The organism is Hymenobacter pini (assembly GCF_020421205.1).
GTDB classification, from domain to species: domain Bacteria; phylum Bacteroidota; class Bacteroidia; order Cytophagales; family Hymenobacteraceae; genus Hymenobacter; species Hymenobacter pini.
In genome coordinates this window covers 132,436-153,252 of sequence record NZ_JAIZZH010000006.1, presented here as the reverse complement: position 1 = coordinate 153,252, position 20,817 = coordinate 132,436, and the positions used below count along the sequence as shown (strand labels likewise).

Here is a 20,817-nt window from a genome sequence, read left to right as displayed (position 1 = left end):
AAACCGGCATGCACCTCTACCTTCGCACGCACGTTGCTGCCCCACCCGCCCAAGTGTGGCAGGGCTTCACCCGGGAGCTGTTTTTGGCTTTGGCTCCACCGTTTCCGCCATTTCGGCTGTTGCGCTTCGATGGCTGCCACCGTGGCGACAAGGTGCACATTGAGCTGGGAGCCGGCCCGCTGCGCTACCCCTGGACCTCTCTCATCACCGACCACGGCACCACGCCCGATGGCACCTACTACTTTGTGGATGAGGGCCGGCAGCTGCCGCCGCCCCTGCGCCACTGGCAGCACCGCCACCTGATGCAGCCCGCCCCCGATGGCGGCACTTACATTGTGGAGGACCTGGAATATACCGCCGGTAACGCGGTGCTGGACCGGCTGCTGTGGCCGGCCATGTGGGCCCAGTTTGCCTGGCGGCGGCCTATTTACCGCCGCTGGTTTGGTCGGCCGGAGCAGTAACAGCATCGGAAAGTTACGCGCAGGCAGCGGTGAGCGGGCAGCCGCCGTATACCACCCCGGCAAGTCGTGTATCTTGCCGCGCCTCCGGTTTTGCCTATGTCTACTTCTTCTACTTCTGGCCGCTTTTTTAAGCAGCTTTTCTATGTACTGGTGCTTGCGGGAGGGCTGATGACCGGCTGCCGTAGTGCGCAAACGGCCTATCAGTTTAAGCCCGCGGCGGAGGCGGTGGCAGTACGTCCCATGCCTGCCGATATAATTACTTACCTGCCCAGTACCTCAGCCCAAACGAAAGCGCCGGTAGGAATGGAACCGCAGGCGGCTACCAAAAACCACTACGCCCGGCCCCACCTGAAGCGGCAGCTGCGCCAAGCTGTGGCCCAGGTGCAGAAGCAACTTGTAGTTACGGCCGCTACCGGCCGCAAGTCAGCTGCGCAGGCTGTGCGCCGGGCGGCTGGGCCCCGGCACACTACCGAAGTGGGTCTGGGCACTACGGTGCTGGGCGTGCTGGGGCTGGTGGTGTTGCCCATCAGCCTCATCGGGCTGCTGATTTGGGGCGGGCCGGTGTGGGCGGTGCTGGCCGGCTTAGCCGCCCTGGCCGTGCTCATTGCCTACCTCGACCCGTTTGCGTAGCTGCGGCTCACAGGTTGAGTACCATTCGGATATCGGCGCGCTGGTAGGCGGTAGGCGCCAGCGGAGCCTCCACGAAGCCTAGCCGGCGGTACAGGGCCAGCGCAGTAGTCAACCGCCGGTTGGAGAGCAGCTCCAGGTGCTGAGCCCCGAGGGCGCGGGCCTGCGCAATGGCCGCTTCGCCCAGTAGCCGGCCAATGCCCAGCCCCCGCGCGTGCGGCGACACCGCCATTTTGGCCAGCTCGTAGCTGGTGGAGGTTTCGTACAGCAGCGCACAGGCACCCACGGGCTCATCCTCGAGTAGCGCCATAAAAATGTGCCCTCCGGGGTCGAGAATATGCTGCTGAGGCGCGCGTGACTGCCGGTGGTCCGTCTCCTCCAGCTGAAAATAGTGCGTAATCCACTCCTCATTGAGGGCCTGGAAAGCGGGCTGATGCTCGGACCGGTAGGCCACTATGCGGGCGGTGGTAGCAGAAGGCATGGGGGGCAGCAGAAAGGTGGAGGCCGCAAAGATATTAGCCGATACCCGGTTGTCCGGGGCCGGCGTGGCATAATGGTGAGCTGGGCACCCTTGCGGCCCGACTGATTGGGTTACCTTTGTAGTCCACTTCACCAGCCATTTGCCATGTCTCTTGCCATCATCACCCTCAAACCCGGAAAAGACCAGTCCCTGCGCCGTCGGCACCCGTGGGTATTTTCGGGGGCCATTGGCCGGATGCAGGGGGAGGTGGTAGAGGGCGAAGTGGTGCAGGTGCAGGCCGCCAACGGCGAAGTGCTGGGCGTGGGCCACTACGCTCCCGGCTCCATTGCCGTGCGCATGCTCGATTTCGGACCCGCCGCCCAACTGCCCGACGCGGCGTTCTGGGAAGGCCGCCTACGCAATGCTTTTCAGCTGCGCCAGGGGCTGGGCCTCACGGGCAGCGGCAATACCAACGTGTACCGCCTCACCCACGCTGAGGGCGACGGGCTGCCCGGCCTTATCATTGATGTGTACGGCGACACGGCCGTGGTGCAGGCCCACAGCGCCGGCATGTACAAAGCCCGCCCCCTCATTGCCGAAGCCCTGCAGCAGGTGATTCCCGGCCTGCGCGCCATCTACGACAAAAGTGCCGAAACCGTGCCGGCCAAAGCTGCCCCGGGGGCCCAGAACGGCTACCTGTTCGGGGGCAGCAGCGGACAGGAGCACGTGGTGCACGAAAACGGCCACCCCTTCGCCGTGGACTGGGAAACGGGCCAGAAAACCGGCTTCTTCATCGACCAGCGTGACAACCGCAGCCTGCTGGCCCGCTACGCGCCCGGCCGCCGGGTGCTCAACACGTTCTGCTACACTGGCGGCTTCAGCTCCTACGCCCTGCAGGCTGGGGCCGAGCTGGTACATTCCGTGGATAGCTCGAAGCGCGCCATTGAGCTGACGGAGCGCAACGCCGCCCTCACCGGGCTGGAAAGCAAGCACGCCGCCTACGCCGAGGACGTGTTCAGCTTCATGAAAAACAGCCAGGAAACCTACGACCTGATTGTGCTGGATCCCCCGGCCTTTGCCAAGCACCTCTCGGCCCGCCACAACGCCCTGATGGGCTACAAGCGCCTGAACGCGGCCGGTATCCGGCAGATTGCGCCCGGCGGATTGCTGTTCACCTTCAGCTGCTCGCAGGTGGTATCGGCTGAGCTGTTTGAAGGAGCCGTGCTGGCCGCCGCCATCGAAGCCGGCCGCCCGGCTCGCATCCTGCACCGCCTCACCCAGCCCGCCGACCATCCCGTAAGCCTCTTCCACCCCGAGGGCGAGTACCTGAAAGGGCTGGTGCTGGCCGTTGAGTAACCCGAATTCTACCATGCTGAAGCCCGGCTTTTCCACCAGGAGAAGCCGGGCTTCGGTGCGTTTCGGGAGTTGCATGAACTGTCGGGCCGGAACGCGGGCAAACCGCTTTATATTTCTGGCCGATGACGAACTACTGGAAATGGCTGGCTGGCTGCGGTGCCGGTTGGCTGCTGCTTGCAGGGTGCGAACAACGGCCGGCGGCTCGCGCTGAGCTTGTCACCCCGGCACCCGCCGACACAGCGGCTGCGGCTGCTGGTAACGCCGCGCCGCATCCGGTAGTTCTGCCTGATACCACCGATGCCAGCCGAACCGGAGCGGCCCTGTTTCAAGCTGGCCACGATACCGTGTTTCGGGTGGGGCGGCAGCGGTACCGGCCAGCAGCGGCCGGGCCGATACCGATTCGGCCCGGCCGCTGCTGGCCGGTACCACGGGAGCGGTGGACAGCTTTTTCGCCACCGATTCGGCCTCCTTTGCTCGCAACGGGCAGGTGCGCGGCTACGAGGGCTGGCACACCATCATGCTGCTCGACTCAGTGGGCCGGATGGTGTTTCGGCAGCGGCTGCGCAAGGCCGATTTTTTCGGCGTAGCCGACCCCGACGTGGTAACGGTGAGCCAGCCGCAGGCCCCGCGCCTGTTGGGTGTGCACGGCCCCAGCCAGCGGCTGGCCCTGGCGGTGGAAATCGGTATTCCGTACAGTGATGTTTCGCAGCGCGTGGTGGTGCTGAAGCTGGATGGTACCGGGCGGCAGTTGTTCAGCAGTTACCGCTCCAACTGGGATGCGGCCGATTGTGTGCCCCGCCTGCTACCCGATGGTACGCTGCTCACCTGCCAGGAGCTGGTGCCGCCGACCGGCCCTCGGATATCCTTGCAAAAGCCGCGGGCTGAGCTGGTAGCCGTTTTCCCACTCACTGATACTACGTTGTTCACGGCTTACCACTACGGGCAGTACCGGCCGGTCAGGCGCGCAGCCGCTGCCGCCTCATCCGAAGCTATACAACCCATCGAAGGTGCGGCCCCCAGCGCCGAATTTCAGGAAGAGCAGCAATGGGTAGAGGATGCTCGTCGCCGACATAGCCCCAACGCTTTTATTATTACGCCAGGCGGACGGGTACGGCAACGGCTGCGCTACACCGGCACTGAGGGTACTATGGCCTACGAAGTACCGCGCTGCTACGTGTGGCAAACGCATATCTACTACCTGCTGGACGGGGAGCGGGGCCTGCTGGCCATCGACAAGCACCGGCCCGGCACCGCAATAACCCTTCCATTTCGGCAGATGACGGCTTTCCGTGCGCCTCGCCAATCCGCTGAAATCCGGTTCGATCTGCGTGGCGTCAATGCCCGGTACGCCTTTTGTCTTAACCCCCAGCAACCTCGCCAGCTCAGGCTGGAGCGGCTGCCGGCCGCGGAGTAGCGGCGGCAAGGGGGAGGCATTTATGCAGGTGTACACAATATAATGCTGGAAGGTATGAGCTCTTCAGGAGCAATGGTGCACTGACTCAGCTTATGAACAGTACTTCAACCGCCGCCTACAAAAGCCAAAAGCCGGCCCACCCCCCTAACTGGTGAACCGGCCCTGGTTTGAGCCAACCCGGCAGCGGTAGCCGGGCCATAAAAAGCGTGTTTAAAATTGAGCGAGGAGCGGAGCCCAATAACCACAATCGAGCTCCACTCTCACCCTTGCCAGCTGCCTCACGGCAGAAGTGTCACCCTCAGGCTCGGTTTGTTTCCCACCCCCTTCGCCTGAGCAGTGGCGCTGGCTTATTTGTATTGGTAGTAGCGCACGTAGTCCACTTGCATCTGCTGCGGGAAAGTGGTGGTGGCATCGGGGTTGCCATCGAAGTTACCACCCACGGCTACGTTCAGAATCACGAAAAACGGGTTATTGAAGGGAAAAGGGCTGGCGTCGCTGCCGGTGAATTGATAGTAAGGTTGCGTTTCACCATCCACGTAAAATCGTAGAAGGTCTTTGCTCCGAACCACTGAGTAAATGTGGAAGTCACTGGACAAATCAACCGACATGCTCTTGGTGGTACCCTTGTACTTGTGGTCGGCGGAACTGGTGCCGTAGTGCATGGTGCTCAGGAACTCCCGGGGCTGGCTGCCTCGTAGCTCCATAATGTCAATTTCGCCGCAGCGGGGCCAGTTGTTCTGGTCGATGTCGGAACCCAGCATCCAGATGGCCGGCCACACGCCCTTGCCTTTGGGCAGCTTGGCGCGTACATCAATTCGGCCGTACTGGAAGCTCTTTTTGCCTTTAGTAATCAGGCGGGCCGAGGAATAAGAGTTGGCCCCCGTTTGCTTGGCCTGAATTACGAGGTTGCCCCCGCTCATATAAGTGTTGTCGTTGCTGTTGGTGTAGGTCTGCAGCTCGTTGTTGCCCCAGCCGCCGGCTCCCAGCTCGTAGGTCCACTTGGTTTGGTCGAGGGCCCCAGTATTAAACTCGTCGCTCCACACCAACTCGGTGTATTTGTCGTAGTCACGGGCTTCCTCGTTCACCACTGGGTCGGTGGGCGTGGGGGTTGGCTGCGGGACGTTCTTGGTTTTGGTTTCGGTGCAGGCGCTCAGGCTCAGCAGAAGGGCTATACCAGTGGTGAGCAGCATGGCGGGCAGGCGGGGGGTAGTCAGCATACAAAAGTCAACAGCAGAAAAACCCGGGAAAGTGCCCAAACGGCCTCCCCGGCACCGCCAAAGCCGGCCAGCACCGAAGTACTGGCCGGCCCATTGGCGGCAAAAAAGCGCGGGGGCTTATTTCACTACCATTTTAATGGTGAACACCGTGCCGCCATTCTGGCCGCTGCCGGCGCGCAGAGTCATCTTCTTGTTGTCGATGCTCAGAATGCGGTACACGCGCTCCGTGGGCGAGGCATCGGTGGCGGCGATGAAGGCGCCGGCCCGCGTGAGCGTGAACTGGGCCAGACCCGCGCCCGACGAAGGGCCAAATACGTACGTTGACGTGCCCGACAGCGGTGCCGAGCAGGTGTAGCCGGCTGCTGCCGAGAAAGTTTGGGTTTTGGCGTCGTAGGTAAAGACGTTGTTGGTCGAGAAGGTATACTCGTCGTCCGACTGGCAGGCGGGTAGCTCACCGGCCTTTACACCCGCAAAGTACTCCAACGGATTAGCCTCGGTGCCAACCGTAATGGGAGCGTCGACGGTGTTGTCCAGCATCCAGGTGCGCGAGGAGCCACCCGTGAGCAGCAGCTTGTAGGGAGCCGTGGCATCGTAGGGGGCCAGCGTGAGTACCGTGCGGGTGCCGTCGGGGTTGGTGCCACGCAGCCTCAGCTTGGTATCGGTAGCTTCCAGAATGTCGTAGGTTTTGTTGGCTACCGAGTCGGCGGTGCCAATAAAATTGCGTTTGCCCTTCAGCACAATTTGCGGGTTGCCGCTGCTGTTGGGCCGGAACACAAAGCTGCCGCCGTTTTCCAGGGCAGTCCCGCAGCTACCGTTCCTGTACGTCTGACCCCCGCTAATGTAGCCCAGCGTGAAGTTTTTGCTGAACGCGAACTGGTCGTCGAGCTGGCAGGCATTTAAGGTAGTCGAGGATGACAGCACCGAGCCGGTGGACGACTCGCGCACAATGGCCCCAGGCTCCGAGGAAAGGGACCAGATACGGGTGCCGCTGCCGCCGCAGTCTACCAGCTTGCTGAAGGCGCTGTTGGCGCAGGCATCCGGAATGGTTACGTTCTGCTTGCTGGAGATACCCGTGCCGCCCCGGCCGGAGGTATACAGTTGCGCCTGGTAAGTGCCGGGCTGGTAATAGGTGTGGCTGGCGGGGCTGCCGGTACCCCGCGAGTTGTCGCCGAAGTCCCACTCGTACACAAACCCATCGGAGCTGGTGCTGGTGAAGGTAACCACCGTGGGAAACTCCGTGGTATTGGTCTGGTAGGTGAAGGAGGCCTGCGGCACAGCACCTTCCAGTTTGTTATCGTCGCCGTCCTTTTGGCAGGAGGCCAGCAGCAGCGGGGCAGCCAAAAGGCCCAGAGCAGCTACGCGTACTATATGTTTCATGAGAAGTAAAGCAAGGGAATGAGTGGGAAGGGAATGAAGGCGAAAAATGGCCGGTAGTATACACCAGTGGGCCCGCTACCGGCCATTTTTGCATTCGTGGGGGCTTAGTACCCTTGGTTCTGGCTCAGGCCAGGGTTTACGTCGCGCTCCGACTGCGGAACGGGCAGTACCACGTTGTAGGGCTTCACGCCTTTGGCAATGAGTTGGGGCGAGGTCAGCAGCTCGCCGGTCCGCTTCATGTCAAACCACCGGTCATTTTCGAAGGCCAGTTCGTATTTCCGCTCCCGCCATACGGCCCGCTTGAAGTTATCGGCGCTGATGCCGGCCTGCAAATCGTGGGTACCGGGCGTGTTGATGGCTTCGCCGAAGGCGCGGCGGCGCACTTTGTTGATTGCTTCCAGGCCCGAGGCCGTGGGTCCTTCGGCTTCGGCCTGAATCAGGTACATCTCGGCCAGGCGCAGCACCGGAATGTTCAGCTCCGAATCCCAGACGTTGGTGTTCACTTTGCCCACAAACCACTTCTTGCAGCCGTAGCCGTTGGGTGAGCCGGGCAGGGAGTTGGGCTGCACGCGGCCGTCGGGGTATTTGTCGCCGGGCTTCCAGATGGTCACGTCGCGGCGCAGGTCGCCGCTTTCGTAGCCGGCCACAAAGTCGGGTTCCGGAATGTTGAAGCCGTAGCCGCCCTGGGGCACGATGCCCTGGCCGCGGGGGCCAAAGAACTCGTTGCCGCAGAAGCCCAGGCCATCAAAGGTGTACTGGTTGCGGCCCGATACGTACTGCACCTCAAACAGCGACTCTTTGCCGTTCTCGTTGCCTACTTTGAAGTTATCGCCGTAGTTGTCCCACATGGCTTTGCCGCTGCCGGCAATAACCTCCTTGGCGCGGGTGGCGGCCCCCGTCATGTTGCCCTGGGTGAGGTACACTTTGGCCAGTAGGGCCGTAGCCGACCACTTCGTGGCCCGGCCGATGTCGTCGCCGCTGTAGGAGGTGGGCAGGTTGCCGATGGCGTCGTTCAGGTCCTGTACAATTTGGGTGTACACCTGCGCGGCGGGGGTGCGCTGCACGTTCACCTCTTCCAGCGTTACGGGCGGCTTGGTCAGCAGGGGCACGTCGCCGTAAGCCCGCACCAAGTCAAAGTAGTACTTGGCCCGCAGGAACTGGGCTTCGCCGATGCAGCGCTTCTGAATGGCCGGGTCAATGCTCATGGCGGGCACCTTCTGCAGCACAATGTTGGCCCGCCCAATGCCGATGAAGCAGCCGCCCCACAGGCGGTTTACAATGGGGTTGGTGGTAGGAATATTGAAGAAATCGAGCTGTTGCTGCTCAATCCCGTCGCCGCCGCCGCCACCGCCGGTCGTGGAGATGTCGGAGCCAATGTCGCCGAGGCCCCACAAGGCGTAGTTGTACTGGCCGCCTTTGCCCAGCTCGCTGTAAATAGCGTTAGTGGCCTGAATGGCGTCGGTGGCCGTTTTGTAGAAGTTAGCGTCCGTCACCTGGTCCGTCGGCGACTCCGAGAGGAAGTCTTTGCCGCAGCCCGTGAGCAGCCCCAGCGTGAGCAGGGTGGCGCTGGTATATTTCGTGATGGGGTTCATCGTAGAAGCTGTTTGGGAATTTTGGAAGGTTGGTTCGGGGGAAGAACTGTGCTGATTGCCAGTAAATTCCGCTTAGAAACCAAAGTTTACGCCGGCCAAGAACACCCGCGGCTGCGGGTACACGCCCAGGTCAACACCGCGCGAGCCCACTTCGGGGTCGTAGCCGGTGTATTTGGTGAGGGTCAGCAGGTTCTGAGCCGTCACGTACACCCGCAGCTGCTTGGCCGCCACGCGGCTAACCAGCGACGTAGGCAGGCTGTAGCCCAGCGTGAGGGTTTTAATGCGCAGATAGGAGCCATCCTCCACGAAGTAGGAGCTCACGCGCAGGTTCTGGTTCGGGTCGCCGGCAATGGCGCGGGGCACCTCGTTGCTGGTGCCGGGGCCCGTCCAGCGGTCCAGCACCCGCTTACTGCCGCTGCTGTTGCCATACAGCGGGCTTTCCAGAATGTAGCGGTTCTGGTTGTAGATATCGTTGCCCTGGGAGCCCTGAATAAACATGTTCAGGTCGAAGCCCCCGAAGGTGAGCGTGTTGTTGATGCCGTAAGTGAAGTCGGGGTTGGGGTTGCCAATGAACTTCCGGTCAGAGGCATTGATTACACCGTCGCCGTTCAGGTCTTTAAACCGGATGTCGCCGGGCGCGGCTCCGCTCTGGGTGGCGTGGTTTTTCACGTCCTCCGGCGTCTGGAACAGGCCGTCGGCCACGTATCCGTAGAACGAGCCGAAAGGTACCCCCTTGTCGTAGCGCACAATCACGCCGCTCAGGCCACCAAGGCCGTCGTAGGGCTGCCCTACACCCAACGACTCCAGCTTGGTTTTGTAAGCCGAGAAATTGAGGGTGGTGGTCCAGCTCAGGGCGCGGCCCGTACCCTGCACGTTGTGCGAGGTGAAGGAGAAGTCTACGCCGCGGTTGTAAGCGTTGGCCGCGTTGCGGTTTACGGCTTCGTAGGTGCCCGATACCAGTGACACGGGCACAGGGGCAATCAGGTTAGGCGAGGTCCGGTCGTAGAGGTCAATGGTGGCCTCAAAGCGGTTGTCCAGGAAGCCCAGGTCGATACCAATGTTGGTCTGGTTGTTGGTTTCCCAGCGCAGGTCGGGGTTGGCCAGGCGGGTCGGGGCAGCACCCGTCTGAATGGTGCCGTTAGGCCCGAAGGGATACGAAATCTGCGAGTTGATGGAGTAGAGGTAAGCGAAGCGGCCGGCGTTGTTGGGGTTACCCACTTTGCCGTAGCCCACGCGCAGCTTCAGGTTGCTCAGCACGCGGTTGCCCTTCAGGAAATCCTCCTCCGAGATGCGCCAGCCGGCCGATACGCCCGGGAAGAAGCCGAACTGGTTGCCGGGCTGAAAGGCGCCCGAGCCGTCGTAGCGCACAATGCCCTGGAACAGATATTTACCGGCAAACTCGTAGTTCACGCGGGCAAAGTAGCTGGCCAGGTGCGAGGTGGGGTTAATGATACCCGCGTTGGCCAGGGAAGTGTTCAGCGGGCCGGTGTTAATCACCTGCAGGTCGTTGCGCAGGTAGCCGGTGCGGTAGGCCTCCACGTTGCTGTAGTTGAACCACTGCGCCGACTGGCCTAGCAGCACCGTTACCTGGTGCTTGTCAGCAAACAGGTGGTCATACTTGGCCGTGTTTTCAATCAGGTAGCTGGGCGCGTACGACGAGGTAGCCGAGGCCCCGGCCAGGTTGTAGCGGGTGCTGTATACCTCGTTGCCCACCCGCAGCTCGGGTACCGTGGGCTGGAAGGAGTTGTAGTTGTCGAAAATGAAGTCGGCCCCGATGTTGGTGCGGAAGGTGAGGCCCTTCAGTGGCTCCAGCTCGGCAAATACCGTGGTGAGGGCCCGGTTGCGGGTGAAGCGGCGGTTGGCCAGGGTGGCGTTGGCCAGCGGGTTCTCCTCAATGAAGTTGTCCTGGGCACCGCGGGGCTCGTAGTAATAGCCATCGGGGCGGTACACGGGAATAATGGCCGGAATGCGCAACGTCTGCTGCACGGTGCCATACTCGCCGCTGTTGGTGGTAATCTGACGGTCGGAGAGGTGGGTGAGCGAGATGCTGTTGCCCAGCTTCAGGATTTTGTTCACCTGCACGTCGCCGTTGGCCCGTAGCGTGAAGCGCTCAAAGTTGGAGCCAATAATGGTACCGTCCTGCTGGAAGTAGCTACCCGATACGGCGAAGCGGGCCTTATCAGAGCCACCCGTGGCCGAGAGGGAGTAGTTCTGAATGGCAGCCCGGCGGAACACTTCATCCTGCCAGTTGGTGCCTTCGCCCAAGGAAGCGGGGTCGCGCAGGCGGTCCACCACAATAGGCTCGCCGGCGGCAATGCGGTTTTCGTTGTTGATAACGGCGTACTCCTGCGCGTTTAGCAGCGGGAGCTTGCGCCACACCTGCTGCACCCCGCGGTAGGCATCCAGGTTGATGGTGGAGGTGCCAGCTTTGCCGCGCTTGGTGGTGATGATAACTACCCCGTTGGCGGCCCGCACCCCGTAAATGGCGGTGGCCGAGGCGTCCTTCAGAATGTCAATAGTCTCGATGTCGTTGGGGCTGATGGCGTTCAGCTGGTTCTCGCCGCCTTCTGGCAGCGGGAAGCCGTCCACTACGTACAGCGGGTTGTTGTTGCCCGCCGAGGTAATCCCCCGCACCCGAATAGAAGTACCGGCCGCGCCACCCGGGGCACCGCCATTGGAGGTTACGGTAACACCGGCCGCCCGACCCTGCAGGGCCTGAGTAGCGTCGGCCACGGGCTGCGAGGCAATTTCCCGCGCCGATACCGATGATACGGCCCCCGTTACGCTGCCGCGCTCCTGGGTGCCATAGCCTACTACCACTACCTCGCTCAGGGCGCGGGTGTCTTCGGCCAAAGAAACCGTCAGGTTGCTGTTAGCCCCCGTAACGGGTATTTCCCGGCGGGTAAAGCCCACGTAGCTGATAATGAGCGTGGAGTTTTCCGGGACATTTAGGCTAAAGCGACCATCCGCATCCGTAGTAGTGCCCAGGGTGGTGCCCTTGACGATAATGGTAACGCCCGGCAGCGGGTCGCCGTTGGCCTGGGTTACCCGACCCGACACAGGCACGTCGGCCAGCGGGGTGGTAAGGAGCTTGGCAGCGTTCAGGGAGGTGGCCGGGGCGGCAGCCAGAGCGGGTGCTGCTGTCAGCCCACAGGCCGCCAGCCACATTGCCCGGCGCAGCGCCTGAGTGTAGAGGTATTGGTTCATGGATGTGTGGGAATTGAGGGAAGTAAAAGCAGGTGAAAAAAATGTGGGCTTGCCGCGTCTTGGGGTGAGGCAGCTGCCGGGAAAACACTGGGGCTCCGCTGGGATTCACTTAACTTATGCAGGAGGGGCGGAGCAGGGGAGCAGGCTGGCCACGGTTTTTATCTTGGGAAGTGCTTTACCTGTATGTGAGCGTAGTAAAGTGGAAAGCCAGCACTCAAATATATCCGACCTTGTTTCGGAAAAGCAATAGCAAAAACTGCCTGTACGGCCTGAAAAAGCGGTTTTTAATGTTATTGCACAATCCGTCTATACACTTAGCGCACACGCGCTACCCAGCACTTACGGCCCGTATAGAGCCCTGCGGCCCTTCGGCAAAGGCGGGCGTAGCACGTAAAAAACAATCAAATAAATTGACCTTAGGGACACTTTTTTTGCATCAATGCCGCAAAAAAAGTGTCCACTTACCTACTGCCATCGGGTTGCAGCGGGTACGGGGCGTAAGCGGCCATGGCAGGCAATGAGTAACAGACAGCCGAACAGCGGGATACCCGATAGTGTGGAGCAGAGGGCTACCGGATACGCAACAACAGAAAAGGTCACAATTCCGGGCCTATAAGGCTGGAATTGTGACCCAAAAGTTCTACAATACGGTGCTTAAGCGTGTGCCGCCGATTCGGTACTGATACTCTCCTCAGGCTCCGTGCTAGTGGCATCCAGCAGCACGTGCGTCCAGCCTTCGTTCTCATCAAAATCGGGGGCGAGGCGGCGGCGGCGCATAGCTTCCAGCACCTTCTGGCTAAAGCTCCAGCAGGTACCCTGCCGCAAATCGAGCAGGCGGGAAAGCTCCTGCGAGGAGTAGTTACCCTTGTGGGTATAGATAAGGAAAACGGCGTAGAAAGCCTTGATAATAGAGAACTTACACTTTTGCAGCAGCGTGTAAGCCGTGGCTGACTCTACGTAGCGGCACTTGGTACAACGGCGGGAGTGGGGCTCCCGGCCGTCGCAATACTTTTCGTGGCCGCACTTCCGGCAGTGGTAGCCATCAGCCCATTTCAGGTTGGCCAGGTAAGAGAGGCAGGCATCCTTATCGGGATAAATCTGGCTGAATTCGCCAAAGTCCACTTCTTTCGAGAGCACCCGAGCCGTTTTCACCTCCTGCAAGTCGCGCTGCAATTCAGTGTTGAGCTTCTCAATGGCCGCCGATTGCAGCGCCAGCAGCCCGTTGGCCTGTAGCAGTTCCCGGTTCTGGGCCGCAATGGTGTCGCTTTGCAGGCGCAGCTCATCGGTGCGTTGGGCTACCAGCCCTTCCAGCTCGGTGTTCAGCTGGTCTTTCAACTCCTGATTGTGCTGCAGCTGCTCTACCAACTGTTGCTGTACCGCATGTTTCTTGCGCAGCTGCTTTACCAGCTTATCCTGGGCCCGAATGGTGGCATCCTTGATAGCCTTGATTTTTTCGCCGAGGGCATAGGACAGCACCACCACTTCAATTACAAACGCCACGTTCATGCTATACACCGTGGCCGTGTTGGTGAACGTGCTGATACCAAGCTTTCTAAGAATCAGGAAGCCAACGCTGATAGCCACCAAAGCATGCGCCAGCAGGAAGAAGCGGGCTGTGCGCTGCCCGCGCTGCCACACCCGCACGGCGGCGTAGTAAATGAGGCCGTAGGGCAGCAGATAGAACCAGAAGCCCCAGCCGGAATTCAGCCACAGAGCGTCAATCACCAGCCCAACCACGCTTAGGATAACCACGCCCCGCACCCACCGGTCGAAGTGCGGCAGCCGCAGGGGCATATCCAGAAACTGGCGGGCATAGTAGCTGAATGTGAGCAGCAGCAGGATAGGGGAACCGGCGACAATCAATTCATTCAGAGCCGGGTAGTCGGGCCAGAGGTACTGAAAGCCGAGGCCATCTTCCGACAGGAACACGAGGCTGCAGCTCAGCACGTAGAGCACGTAGCGCAGGTACGTCTGCTCCCCAATGAACAGGTAGAGGCACAGGTTGTACACCACCATAATCAGCAGGATGCCATAGAAGCCGCCCAGCAGCCCATACTCGGCCTGAAAATGGTTGGCCAAGGGCTGCTCGGTGCGCAGGCGGCTCAGAAAAGTGGTTTTGGAACTGGATTGCAGCCGCAGGTAGTAGGTCTGGGTTTGGTTGGGCTGCAGGGGCAGGCGGAACAGGAAGTTCTTATAGGGGAACTTGCGCGTGAACAGGGGCAGGTCGGAGCCGGTGATGGTAGGAGCAGCACCATCGGCCGGAAAGAACTCCACGTGGTTGAGGTGGGAGTCGAACATTTCCAGGTACCAGTGCTGCTGCAGCGGCCCCTTGGCCCGAATAATCAGGCGCATCCAGTAGGCTGCCCCCGGATGGTCCATGGTGGTAGTGGGCAGCAGGTTGCCAGCCCGAAACTGGCGGGCTCGGGCCGGCTGGCGTATTTGGTCAAACGTGAGCTGGCCGGTGGGGTCTTCCAGCACACTATAGAAGGATGGATCTACAAACAGCTCGTCTAGGGTCGAGCTTACCCGCAGAGTATCAGCCGACCGGGGAGCCGCCCCGGCTGGGCACAAGAAGGTCAGAAACAGCAGGCTGCTGAGCGTCAGGAAAGAAAACCAGGTAGCCCGACGCGGTGGGAGTTGGGGGGATACAGGCTTCATGGCAGCTTCTAAGGTACGAAAACCGCAGTGTTTAATTACTCACCGGCACCACCAGCGGGGGCTACTGGGGAAAAGCGCAGCCAGCCCAGCTGCTGAATGGGCGCGTCAACCAGCACGCGTAACGTATGCTGGCCAGCAGGCAAGGTAGGCGTGTTTAGGGTGATGGTAGTCCAGTCAGCGCTGGTTGGTACTACCGCCGTGCCAACGGCCAGGTCGCCTAGCTTCAGACTGATGCGGCCGGTGTCAGGGCCAGGCTGGAGGTGTAGTTCGGCCTTGTAGCTACCGGGGGCAGTTACCGTAACAGTGTACGCAAGCCATTCGCCCGCCGTAAGCTGCTGTACGGCAAAGCCGTTGGGCATGTCGGGGCACTTGGCTATGTCTACTCCGTCGTTGCGGTAGGCGCCGCCTTTGTTGGTGGGGGTATAGTCGCGGTAATCAGTACGGGCCGAGAAGTCGTCGTGATAGGCTATACCGTCGCGGCCCAGGTCATAGTCGGTGGCCGGAATAGTACCCGGAATGGAGAACGGAGTAAAAGGCTGACGGGCAGCGGGCTGCGTAAGGGCAGCTGCTACGTCGCGGTTTACCTGGCAGTTGGCAAACTGCGCATTCCGCAGTAGCGCAGCCCGGCCTTGCGGCGTGAGGATGCTGCCGTAGGGGGCTACGCGGAGCAGGCCCGCGCCGGAATCAACCCGCTTGATGTTCCAGTGGCCCCAGCCAATACCCCGTTCGTTGAGGCCCTGCACGGCGGCGGCAAACCACTCGTTGGAGTTTTCGCCGGTTTCGCCCACCCATACGGGCACCTGCCACTTGTCGCGGAAGGCCGTCAGGTTGGTGAGCAGGTTGATTTGGTTGGGGTTGGGGTCGGTGGCCTCGGCCGTATTGGGGCACCAGTAGCGGTGAGCGTTATACACAAGGTTGGCAGTACTTTTTACATGCAGCTTATCGGGCGTGAGGTTGGTGTATTCATTGCCATAGCCGTTGCCTTCCAGCATAATCAGGTGCTGGTCGTTTCGGGCCCGTACGGCATCAATCAGCCGAGAATAGAACGTATTCAGCTCCTGATTATCAGCCGACATGCCATTAGCCACGTTCAGGTTATGCGGCTCGTTGATGAGGTCGTACATAGCAATGGCCGACTGGTTGCGGTACCGGTCGGCCAGCATTTCCCAGAGACGCACGGTAATATCCTGGTAAATCGGACGGCCCTTGGCATCCCGCCGCTTCCACATATCCAGGGGCCGGAAGTTGTCGTTGATGTTTCGGTCGGTGCCCTGGCCACCGGGGGCCGCGTGCAGGTCCAGCACCACGTACATGTTGTTGGCCGCGCACCACTTCACTACATCATCAATGAAGCGGATACCGTCCAGCTTCTGGGGTGTGGCGAAGAGCTGGCCCTTATCGTACCACTGGCTGAGCTGCTGCACGTAGGCCGTCAGCTTTTGGTCGTTCTTCGGGTCCCGGATTACTTCGGTGCGGGCGTGGCGTTGCTCCGGGGTCAGAAACAGGTCGTAGTGCAGTGGTAGTCGGACGCAGTTAAAGCCCTGCCGGGCCAGAAAGTCGATATCAGCCTTGGTGATGAACTGCTGCCGATACTGGCGGTAGAACTTCTCCATCTCGGCCTCGGAGGCAGTCCGGAGAATACCCTGCTTAATACGCCACTGGCTGTTCAAGGTATCCGTATCGAGAATGTAGCTTTCCTGGAGCAGCCAGCCACCCACGTTGTACCCCCGCAGCACCACCTCGTGGCCGTTGGCATCCACAGTTTTGGGGCCGGCCGCGTGCAGCGGGCTGAGCTGTTGCCCGCTAGCCGGGCTGGCGGCTGCCAACAAGCCGCTTAGCAAGCCTATACACCCAAGAAAAACAGACGCTTTGCGTTGGCCCGGTACCGGCCGGTTGCGGCAAATCATAGCAGTAAAGATTAAAAGAAGGAGAGGGCAAGGGGAAGAGAAAAAAACAGGGCGGAGAAACCCCGCCCCGTTTCCGCTTTTTCTCACTCGTGTAATGCTGTTCCGCCATAGGCGGCCGGTGCCGTTGCAGCGGAGCCGGCCGCTGGCGGAGGTTATTCTTTGACGAACTGCTGCACCGTAACTGGGCCGCTGGTGTTGCGCAGGGTGAGGAAATAGAGCCCCGGGCGCAGAGCGTGCACATCCACAGTGGTTAGCGTTGGGCTGGCAGCTACTGCCTGCGTAAGTACTACCCGGCCCACGGCATCGGTAATGGTGATAGTGCCCGTGCCAGCTGTGGGCACCATCAGCTGAGTACTGGCCGGGTTGGGATACAGGCGGGCTTCCGGAGTAGCCGCCTGGGCAGTAGCCAGCGTACGACCAGCGCAGGACGTGCCAACCGTGTAGCTGTGCGGGGTAGCGCTGGAGTTGCGCTCTGCAGTGGTAGCGCCCACGCGGTAGGTAAAGTAGAACGACAAGGCTGCACCAGTAGCCTGGGCCTGGGCAAAAGTGAAGTTGCTGCCCGCGGCTGTCATGTTGTAGCCCGCGTAGCCGCCCGTGCCTACTTTCACATAAATCAGGGCCATGGTGCTGCCGGCAATGGGGCTGAGCGGAATAAACTTCCAGTTCACAGTGCCATTGGTGGTCGATACCTCATAGCTGTAGTCGCCGTTGGCCACGGTGCCGGTGCAGGCGGTACTGCCGGTGCCGCCCCCGCTGGCGGCGGTGCCGTACACCTCCAGCTCATAGAGGGAGTAGCCGTAGCTGGCTCCGTTGATAACCGCCCGGGCCGTACCGTACATCCGCACGTAGCGGCCGGTGCCGGTCAGGCCGGTGTGGTCGTTGGTGAGGGTGCTGTTGCCGGTTACTGTTTTGATGGTGGTCCAGGTGGTAGCATCCGGAGACACCTGCACCAGATAATCCTTGCCGTAGGCGGCTTCCCAGGTCAGCTTCACGCGGTTCACGTTGTAGCTGGCGCCCAGGTCCACGTAAATCCACTGCGGGTCGGCGAAAGTGCTGCTCCAGCGGGTAGAAGTGGTGTTGCCATCCACGGCGGCCGAGCCGGGCGTACCGCTGTTTTCGGTGGAGGAAGTGAAGGTGGGCTTGTTGAGGGCCAGGTTGGTGGCGGTGGGCGCCGAGCCTACCGTTACGCTCACCGCCCCCGAGGTAGTGGTAGCGCCGGCGTTGTCGGTGGCTTTGGCCGTGAGGCTATAGGTGCCGACTGCCACATTGCTCCAGGTGTAGCTGTACGGGCTGGTGGTAGCTGTGCCCAGCAGCGTGGTACCCTGGTAGAACTCCACTTTGCTGATGCTGCCATCCGAGTCGGCGGCGTTAGCGCTGATGCTGATGCTGGCCGGGGCCGTAAAGGTGGCGCCGTTGGCTGGAGAGGTCAGGCTAACGGTGGGCGCCACGTTTGAGGGGGCCGTGCTGGCCGTGAGGCTGCGCAGGTTGTCGATGTAGAACACCGTGCCGGTGGTGGAGTTGGGTGCAAACAGCAGCACCACGTTGTCCACGTCCGCATCGGGTGTGCCGGCATCGGGGGAGTTGGCGTAGCTGAACGTGAGCGTATGCCAGGCGTTGCTCTGCTTCACCACGGCCTGGTAGATGCTGTGGCGGCCGGTAGGATAGTTGTTGGGGTTGGATGACGTGCTGCTTTCCAGCTGCCACGATACCACCGTGCCGGCCGGAGCCGAGGTGTACACGTCCAGGGCAAATACTTTCTGGCCCGCCACGTAGGCGCTGCCGTCCTTTATCTGGGTGCTGGCCAGGGCCAGGGCATCGTACTGCGAGGCCGAGTTACGAGTGTACTGCCCTACTTTGGCCGAGGTGTTGATGCCCGTAGCCGAGGGGTTGGTGGCCGCCGCAACGTAGGTACCGTTGGCCGTGCGCAGGGGTAGGTTGCGTACCGCGTCGTAGTTTTCGAAGGTGGTGCCAGCCGAGTACGTCGGGGTAGCCTTCTTGGCAATCCGAATGTTATCGAGGTAGTACGTTTCGCCGGTATAGGCCCCGCTGTTAAACAGGATGGCCAGCTGGTCGATGGCCACGTTGGCCGTGCCGGCGTCGGGGGCCGTGTTGAAGGCAAACGTGAGGGTTTCCCACTGGTTTTGCTTGGTTGTGTTGGCCAGGTAGGTGCTGTTGCGCCCGGCCGGGTAGCTGTTGGTACCGGCCGCCGCGGCCTTATTCTGCAGCGTAATGTTGATGGGCGTACCCACCGGGGCTGAGGTATACACGTCTACCTGCAGCTGGTACGTCTGGTTCTTGAACAGGCCCGCATCCTGAATTACAGTACCCGGAGCGCCGGCGTCGAAGAACAGCACGTCGTACTGCTGAGTGGAGTTGCGCACGTACTTGGCCACGTTGGCGGTGGTGTTTACCCCCGTTGCCGAGGGGTTAGCCGTGGGGGCAGTGTACGCGCCGTTGGTGCTGGCCGCGTTGAAGGTAAGCTTAGCCGTGCCGTCGTAATTCTGCAGTACTTCCGTAGAAACTACGGCGGCTTCGGGTTGCTTCTTAATCAGGAGGTTATCCAGGTAAAACGTGGCACCGGAGTTGGTGGCAGGCTGAATCAGGAAAGCCACATTGTCGATGGAGAAGATGTTGGTGCCCGCGTCGAGGCTCTTCTCAAACTCAAATTCCAGGGTTTCCCAGGCATTCTGGCGGGTAGTATAGGCGCGGTAGGCGCTGTGCCGGCCCGAGGGGAAGTTGGTGGAGGTAGTTACCTGGCTGTTCTCGAACTGCATGGTCACTTTGCTGCCCACCGGGGCCGTGGAATACACATCCACGAACACCTTGCGCCGCCCCGCCACAAAGTCGTTGGCGTTGCCGATGCCTAGGTTTTTCACGTACAGCACGTCGTACTGCTCAGCCGTATTGCGCACGTACTTCCCCACCTTGGCCGAGGTGTTGATGACCGTGGAAGGGTTGGCAACGGCCTGGGTGAGCGTGCCCGTAATGGTGCCGTACGTTACCACCCGGTTGCTCTCGTAGTCTTCGTACACACGGTCCAGCTGCAGGGCCGGCGTTACGGTCAGAGATTTGGAGTACGTGGCCGTGGCGCAGCCGCTCACGGCCACCGAGGCCGTTACGTTGCCGCTGGCCGCTGAGCTGCTGAAGTTTACCTGAACCGCGTTGGTGCCCTGCCCACTCACAATAGTAGCTCCGCTGGGTACCGACCACGTGTAGGTGCCGCCCGTAATGGCATCCAGCCGGAAGGTCTTGTTCTGGTCGCCCTGGTGTACCTGGTCGGGGCCCAGCACGGCGTAGTTGTAAGTTCCTTTGTACACCCGCACGTAGTCCACCTGGGTGGTCACGGGGTAGTCGGAGGGTGTGGGGTTGGTGTAGCCCGTAAAACCGGTGCCGGGGCCACCCACGGCCGTATTCAGAATGATGTAGAAGTTACCGTCGTTGAAGGGCCAGGAGCCGCCCGTGGTAGTTTTAGGCGAAGCCGTGTGGAACAGTGTTCCATCCACAAACCACTTGATCTGGTCGGGGCTCCACTCTACGGCGTACACGTGAAAATCCTGCGACAGATCCACGGTGCCCACGTAGTCGCGTCCGGTGAAGTGCCAGCCGCCCGCATCGTAGTGAATGGTGCCACTGGTGCTTTTGGGGTTTTTGTGCTTGGCCTCCATGATGTCAATCTCGCCCGTATAGGGCCAGTTGCCGGGGTCGGCCAGCATCCAGAAGGCGGGCCAAATGCCCTGGGCCGAGGGCAGCTTCATGCGGGCCTCAATGCGGCCGTACCGGAACGTTTGGAGGGCTCCGCTGGCCTGCTTGGAAAGCAGCTTGGCGGAAGTGTAGTTGTAGGTGCGCCCATTCTGCACCGAGTTTTCGTAGCGGGTGGCAATGTTGAGGTAGCCGCCCGTTACGGTGGCATTGGCGGGGCGGTACACCTGCAGCTCGGCGTTGCCGAAGTTACAATTGCCTTCGGCGCACCCGTCACCATCGTACACCTGCCATTTACTCAGGTCGCCGGCCGTGTTGAACTCATCCTGCCAGACCAGCTGATTGCACTGAGCCTGGGCGGTGGCGGGGAGCAGCGCCCAACCCAGGCCCAAGGCCAGGGTAAGCCGTGCCCAACGCCCGAGCCAACGGCCCGGGGAAGCGGTAGAAATTTCCATGAAATGTGTGGGTGTTTTGGTAGATAGGGCAAGGGCCGCTCCGTTCCTGGGGAGAAGTGAAGCGGTAAGCAGAATGGGTGCCGGGCCGGAACTTCCCGCGTCAGCTAGCAACGACAAGCGGAGAATAACTGTGCCAGCACCTGACCAAATGTAATGGGGTGTGATTTAGAAAATCAAGGTATAAATCCTTGCCTACAAGCCAGAAACGGTGTTTTTGCTTTACATCACACGCGCAGTTATACACTTACTGCACACGCAAAAAGCCCAGCCGGCCGGTTAAGATGCGCAGGGGCTATTACCCCAAGGGGCGGCTACACAACACGTAAAAAAAGTGTGCCTTCTGCGCAATTATTTTTCAAGCTGGCCAACTTACGGCTTCCGCAGCCC

The 20,817-nt window shown here is 60.9% G+C and carries 12 protein-coding genes; 4 read left to right on the top strand and 8 right to left on the bottom strand.

Annotated features, from left to right (window positions below; genetic code table 11):
• Nucleotides 1-8: 8 nt before the first annotated feature.
• The gene (locus LF252_RS20325; RefSeq protein ID WP_226271426.1) at nucleotides 9-461 is read left to right on the top strand and encodes an SRPBCC family protein; all 453 of its coding nucleotides are present in this window, start codon (nucleotides 9-11) and stop codon (nucleotides 459-461) included.
• Between the two features lie 96 nt (nucleotides 462-557).
• Complete coding sequence (locus LF252_RS20320) at nucleotides 558-1,091, top strand: hypothetical protein (RefSeq protein WP_226271425.1); 534 nt, start codon at nucleotides 558-560, stop codon at nucleotides 1,089-1,091.
• A 7-nt stretch (nucleotides 1,092-1,098) separates the two neighbouring features.
• On the opposite strand, the gene LF252_RS20315 is transcribed toward LF252_RS20320, so the two are convergent.
• Nucleotides 1,099-1,569, bottom strand: coding sequence for a GNAT family N-acetyltransferase (locus LF252_RS20315; RefSeq protein WP_226271424.1), 471 nt, complete (start codon nucleotides 1,567-1,569; stop codon nucleotides 1,099-1,101).
• Between the two features lie 144 nt (nucleotides 1,570-1,713).
• On the opposite strand from LF252_RS20315, the gene LF252_RS20310 reads away from it, so the two are divergent.
• Nucleotides 1,714-2,904, top strand: a complete 1,191-nt coding sequence (locus tag LF252_RS20310; protein ID WP_226271423.1) for a class I SAM-dependent rRNA methyltransferase — start codon at nucleotides 1,714-1,716, stop codon at nucleotides 2,902-2,904.
• A 436-nt stretch (nucleotides 2,905-3,340) separates the two neighbouring features.
• Nucleotides 3,341-4,318: a hypothetical protein gene (locus LF252_RS20305; RefSeq protein ID WP_226271422.1), complete on the top strand. Its 978-nt coding sequence runs from the start codon at nucleotides 3,341-3,343 to the stop codon at nucleotides 4,316-4,318.
• A 347-nt stretch (nucleotides 4,319-4,665) separates the two neighbouring features.
• Here LF252_RS20305 and LF252_RS20300 read toward each other — a convergent pair whose 3' ends face one another.
• The 7 genes from LF252_RS20300 to LF252_RS20270 form a co-directional block, all read right to left on the bottom strand.
• Nucleotides 4,666-5,535 carry a glycoside hydrolase family 16 protein gene (locus LF252_RS20300; protein WP_226271421.1) on the bottom strand — a complete coding sequence of 290 codons (870 nt, stop codon included), beginning with the start codon at nucleotides 5,533-5,535 and terminating at the stop codon, nucleotides 4,666-4,668.
• Nucleotides 5,536-5,652: 117 nt separating this feature from the next.
• Nucleotides 5,653-6,912 (bottom strand): PKD domain-containing protein, encoded by a 1,260-nt coding sequence (locus LF252_RS20295; RefSeq protein WP_226271420.1) that lies wholly within the window; start codon nucleotides 6,910-6,912, stop codon nucleotides 5,653-5,655.
• A 104-nt stretch (nucleotides 6,913-7,016) separates the two neighbouring features.
• A complete protein-coding gene (locus LF252_RS20290; protein ID WP_226271419.1) occupies nucleotides 7,017-8,504 on the bottom strand; it encodes a RagB/SusD family nutrient uptake outer membrane protein in 1,488 nt (495 codons plus the stop codon).
• Between the two features lie 72 nt (nucleotides 8,505-8,576).
• Nucleotides 8,577-11,711, bottom strand: a complete 3,135-nt coding sequence (locus LF252_RS20285) for a SusC/RagA family TonB-linked outer membrane protein (protein ID WP_226271418.1) — start codon at nucleotides 11,709-11,711, stop codon at nucleotides 8,577-8,579.
• Between the two features lie 654 nt (nucleotides 11,712-12,365).
• Entirely contained in the window at nucleotides 12,366-14,369 is a 2,004-nt protein-coding gene (locus LF252_RS20280; protein ID WP_226271417.1) for a 7TM diverse intracellular signaling domain-containing protein, read from the bottom strand.
• A 35-nt stretch (nucleotides 14,370-14,404) separates the two neighbouring features.
• On the bottom strand, nucleotides 14,405-16,276 hold the full coding sequence (locus LF252_RS20275; protein WP_226271416.1) for a cellulase family glycosylhydrolase: 1,872 nt from the start codon (nucleotides 16,274-16,276) through the stop codon (nucleotides 14,405-14,407).
• Between the two features lie 152 nt (nucleotides 16,277-16,428).
• A complete protein-coding gene (locus LF252_RS20270) occupies nucleotides 16,429-20,430 on the bottom strand; it encodes a galactose-binding domain-containing protein (RefSeq protein WP_226271415.1) in 4,002 nt (1,333 codons plus the stop codon).
• Nucleotides 20,431-20,817: the final 387 nt, after the last annotated feature.

Bases quoted from the DNA above. Each gene is read 5' to 3' on its own strand.
- LF252_RS20325 (WP_226271426.1), top strand. From the start codon at position 9: ATGCACCTCTACCTTCGCACGCACGTTGCTGCCCCACCCGCCCAAGTG.
- LF252_RS20320 (WP_226271425.1), top strand. From the start codon at position 558: ATGTCTACTTCTTCTACTTCTGGCCGCTTTTTTAAGCAGCTTTTCTAT.
- LF252_RS20315 (WP_226271424.1), bottom strand. From the start codon at position 1,569: ATGCCTTCTGCTACCACCGCCCGCATAGTGGCCTACCGGTCCGAGCAT.
- LF252_RS20310 (WP_226271423.1), top strand. From the start codon at position 1,714: ATGTCTCTTGCCATCATCACCCTCAAACCCGGAAAAGACCAGTCCCTG.
- LF252_RS20300 (WP_226271421.1), bottom strand. From the start codon at position 5,535: ATGCTGACTACCCCCCGCCTGCCCGCCATGCTGCTCACCACTGGTATA.
- LF252_RS20295 (WP_226271420.1), bottom strand. From the start codon at position 6,912: ATGAAACATATAGTACGCGTAGCTGCTCTGGGCCTTTTGGCTGCCCCG.
- LF252_RS20290 (WP_226271419.1), bottom strand. From the start codon at position 8,504: ATGAACCCCATCACGAAATATACCAGCGCCACCCTGCTCACGCTGGGG.
- LF252_RS20285 (WP_226271418.1), bottom strand. From the start codon at position 11,711: ATGAACCAATACCTCTACACTCAGGCGCTGCGCCGGGCAATGTGGCTG.
- LF252_RS20280 (WP_226271417.1), bottom strand. From the start codon at position 14,369: ATGAAGCCTGTATCCCCCCAACTCCCACCGCGTCGGGCTACCTGGTTT.
- LF252_RS20275 (WP_226271416.1), bottom strand. From the start codon at position 16,276: ATGATTTGCCGCAACCGGCCGGTACCGGGCCAACGCAAAGCGTCTGTT.
- LF252_RS20270 (WP_226271415.1), bottom strand. From the start codon at position 20,430: ATGGAAATTTCTACCGCTTCCCCGGGCCGTTGGCTCGGGCGTTGGGCA.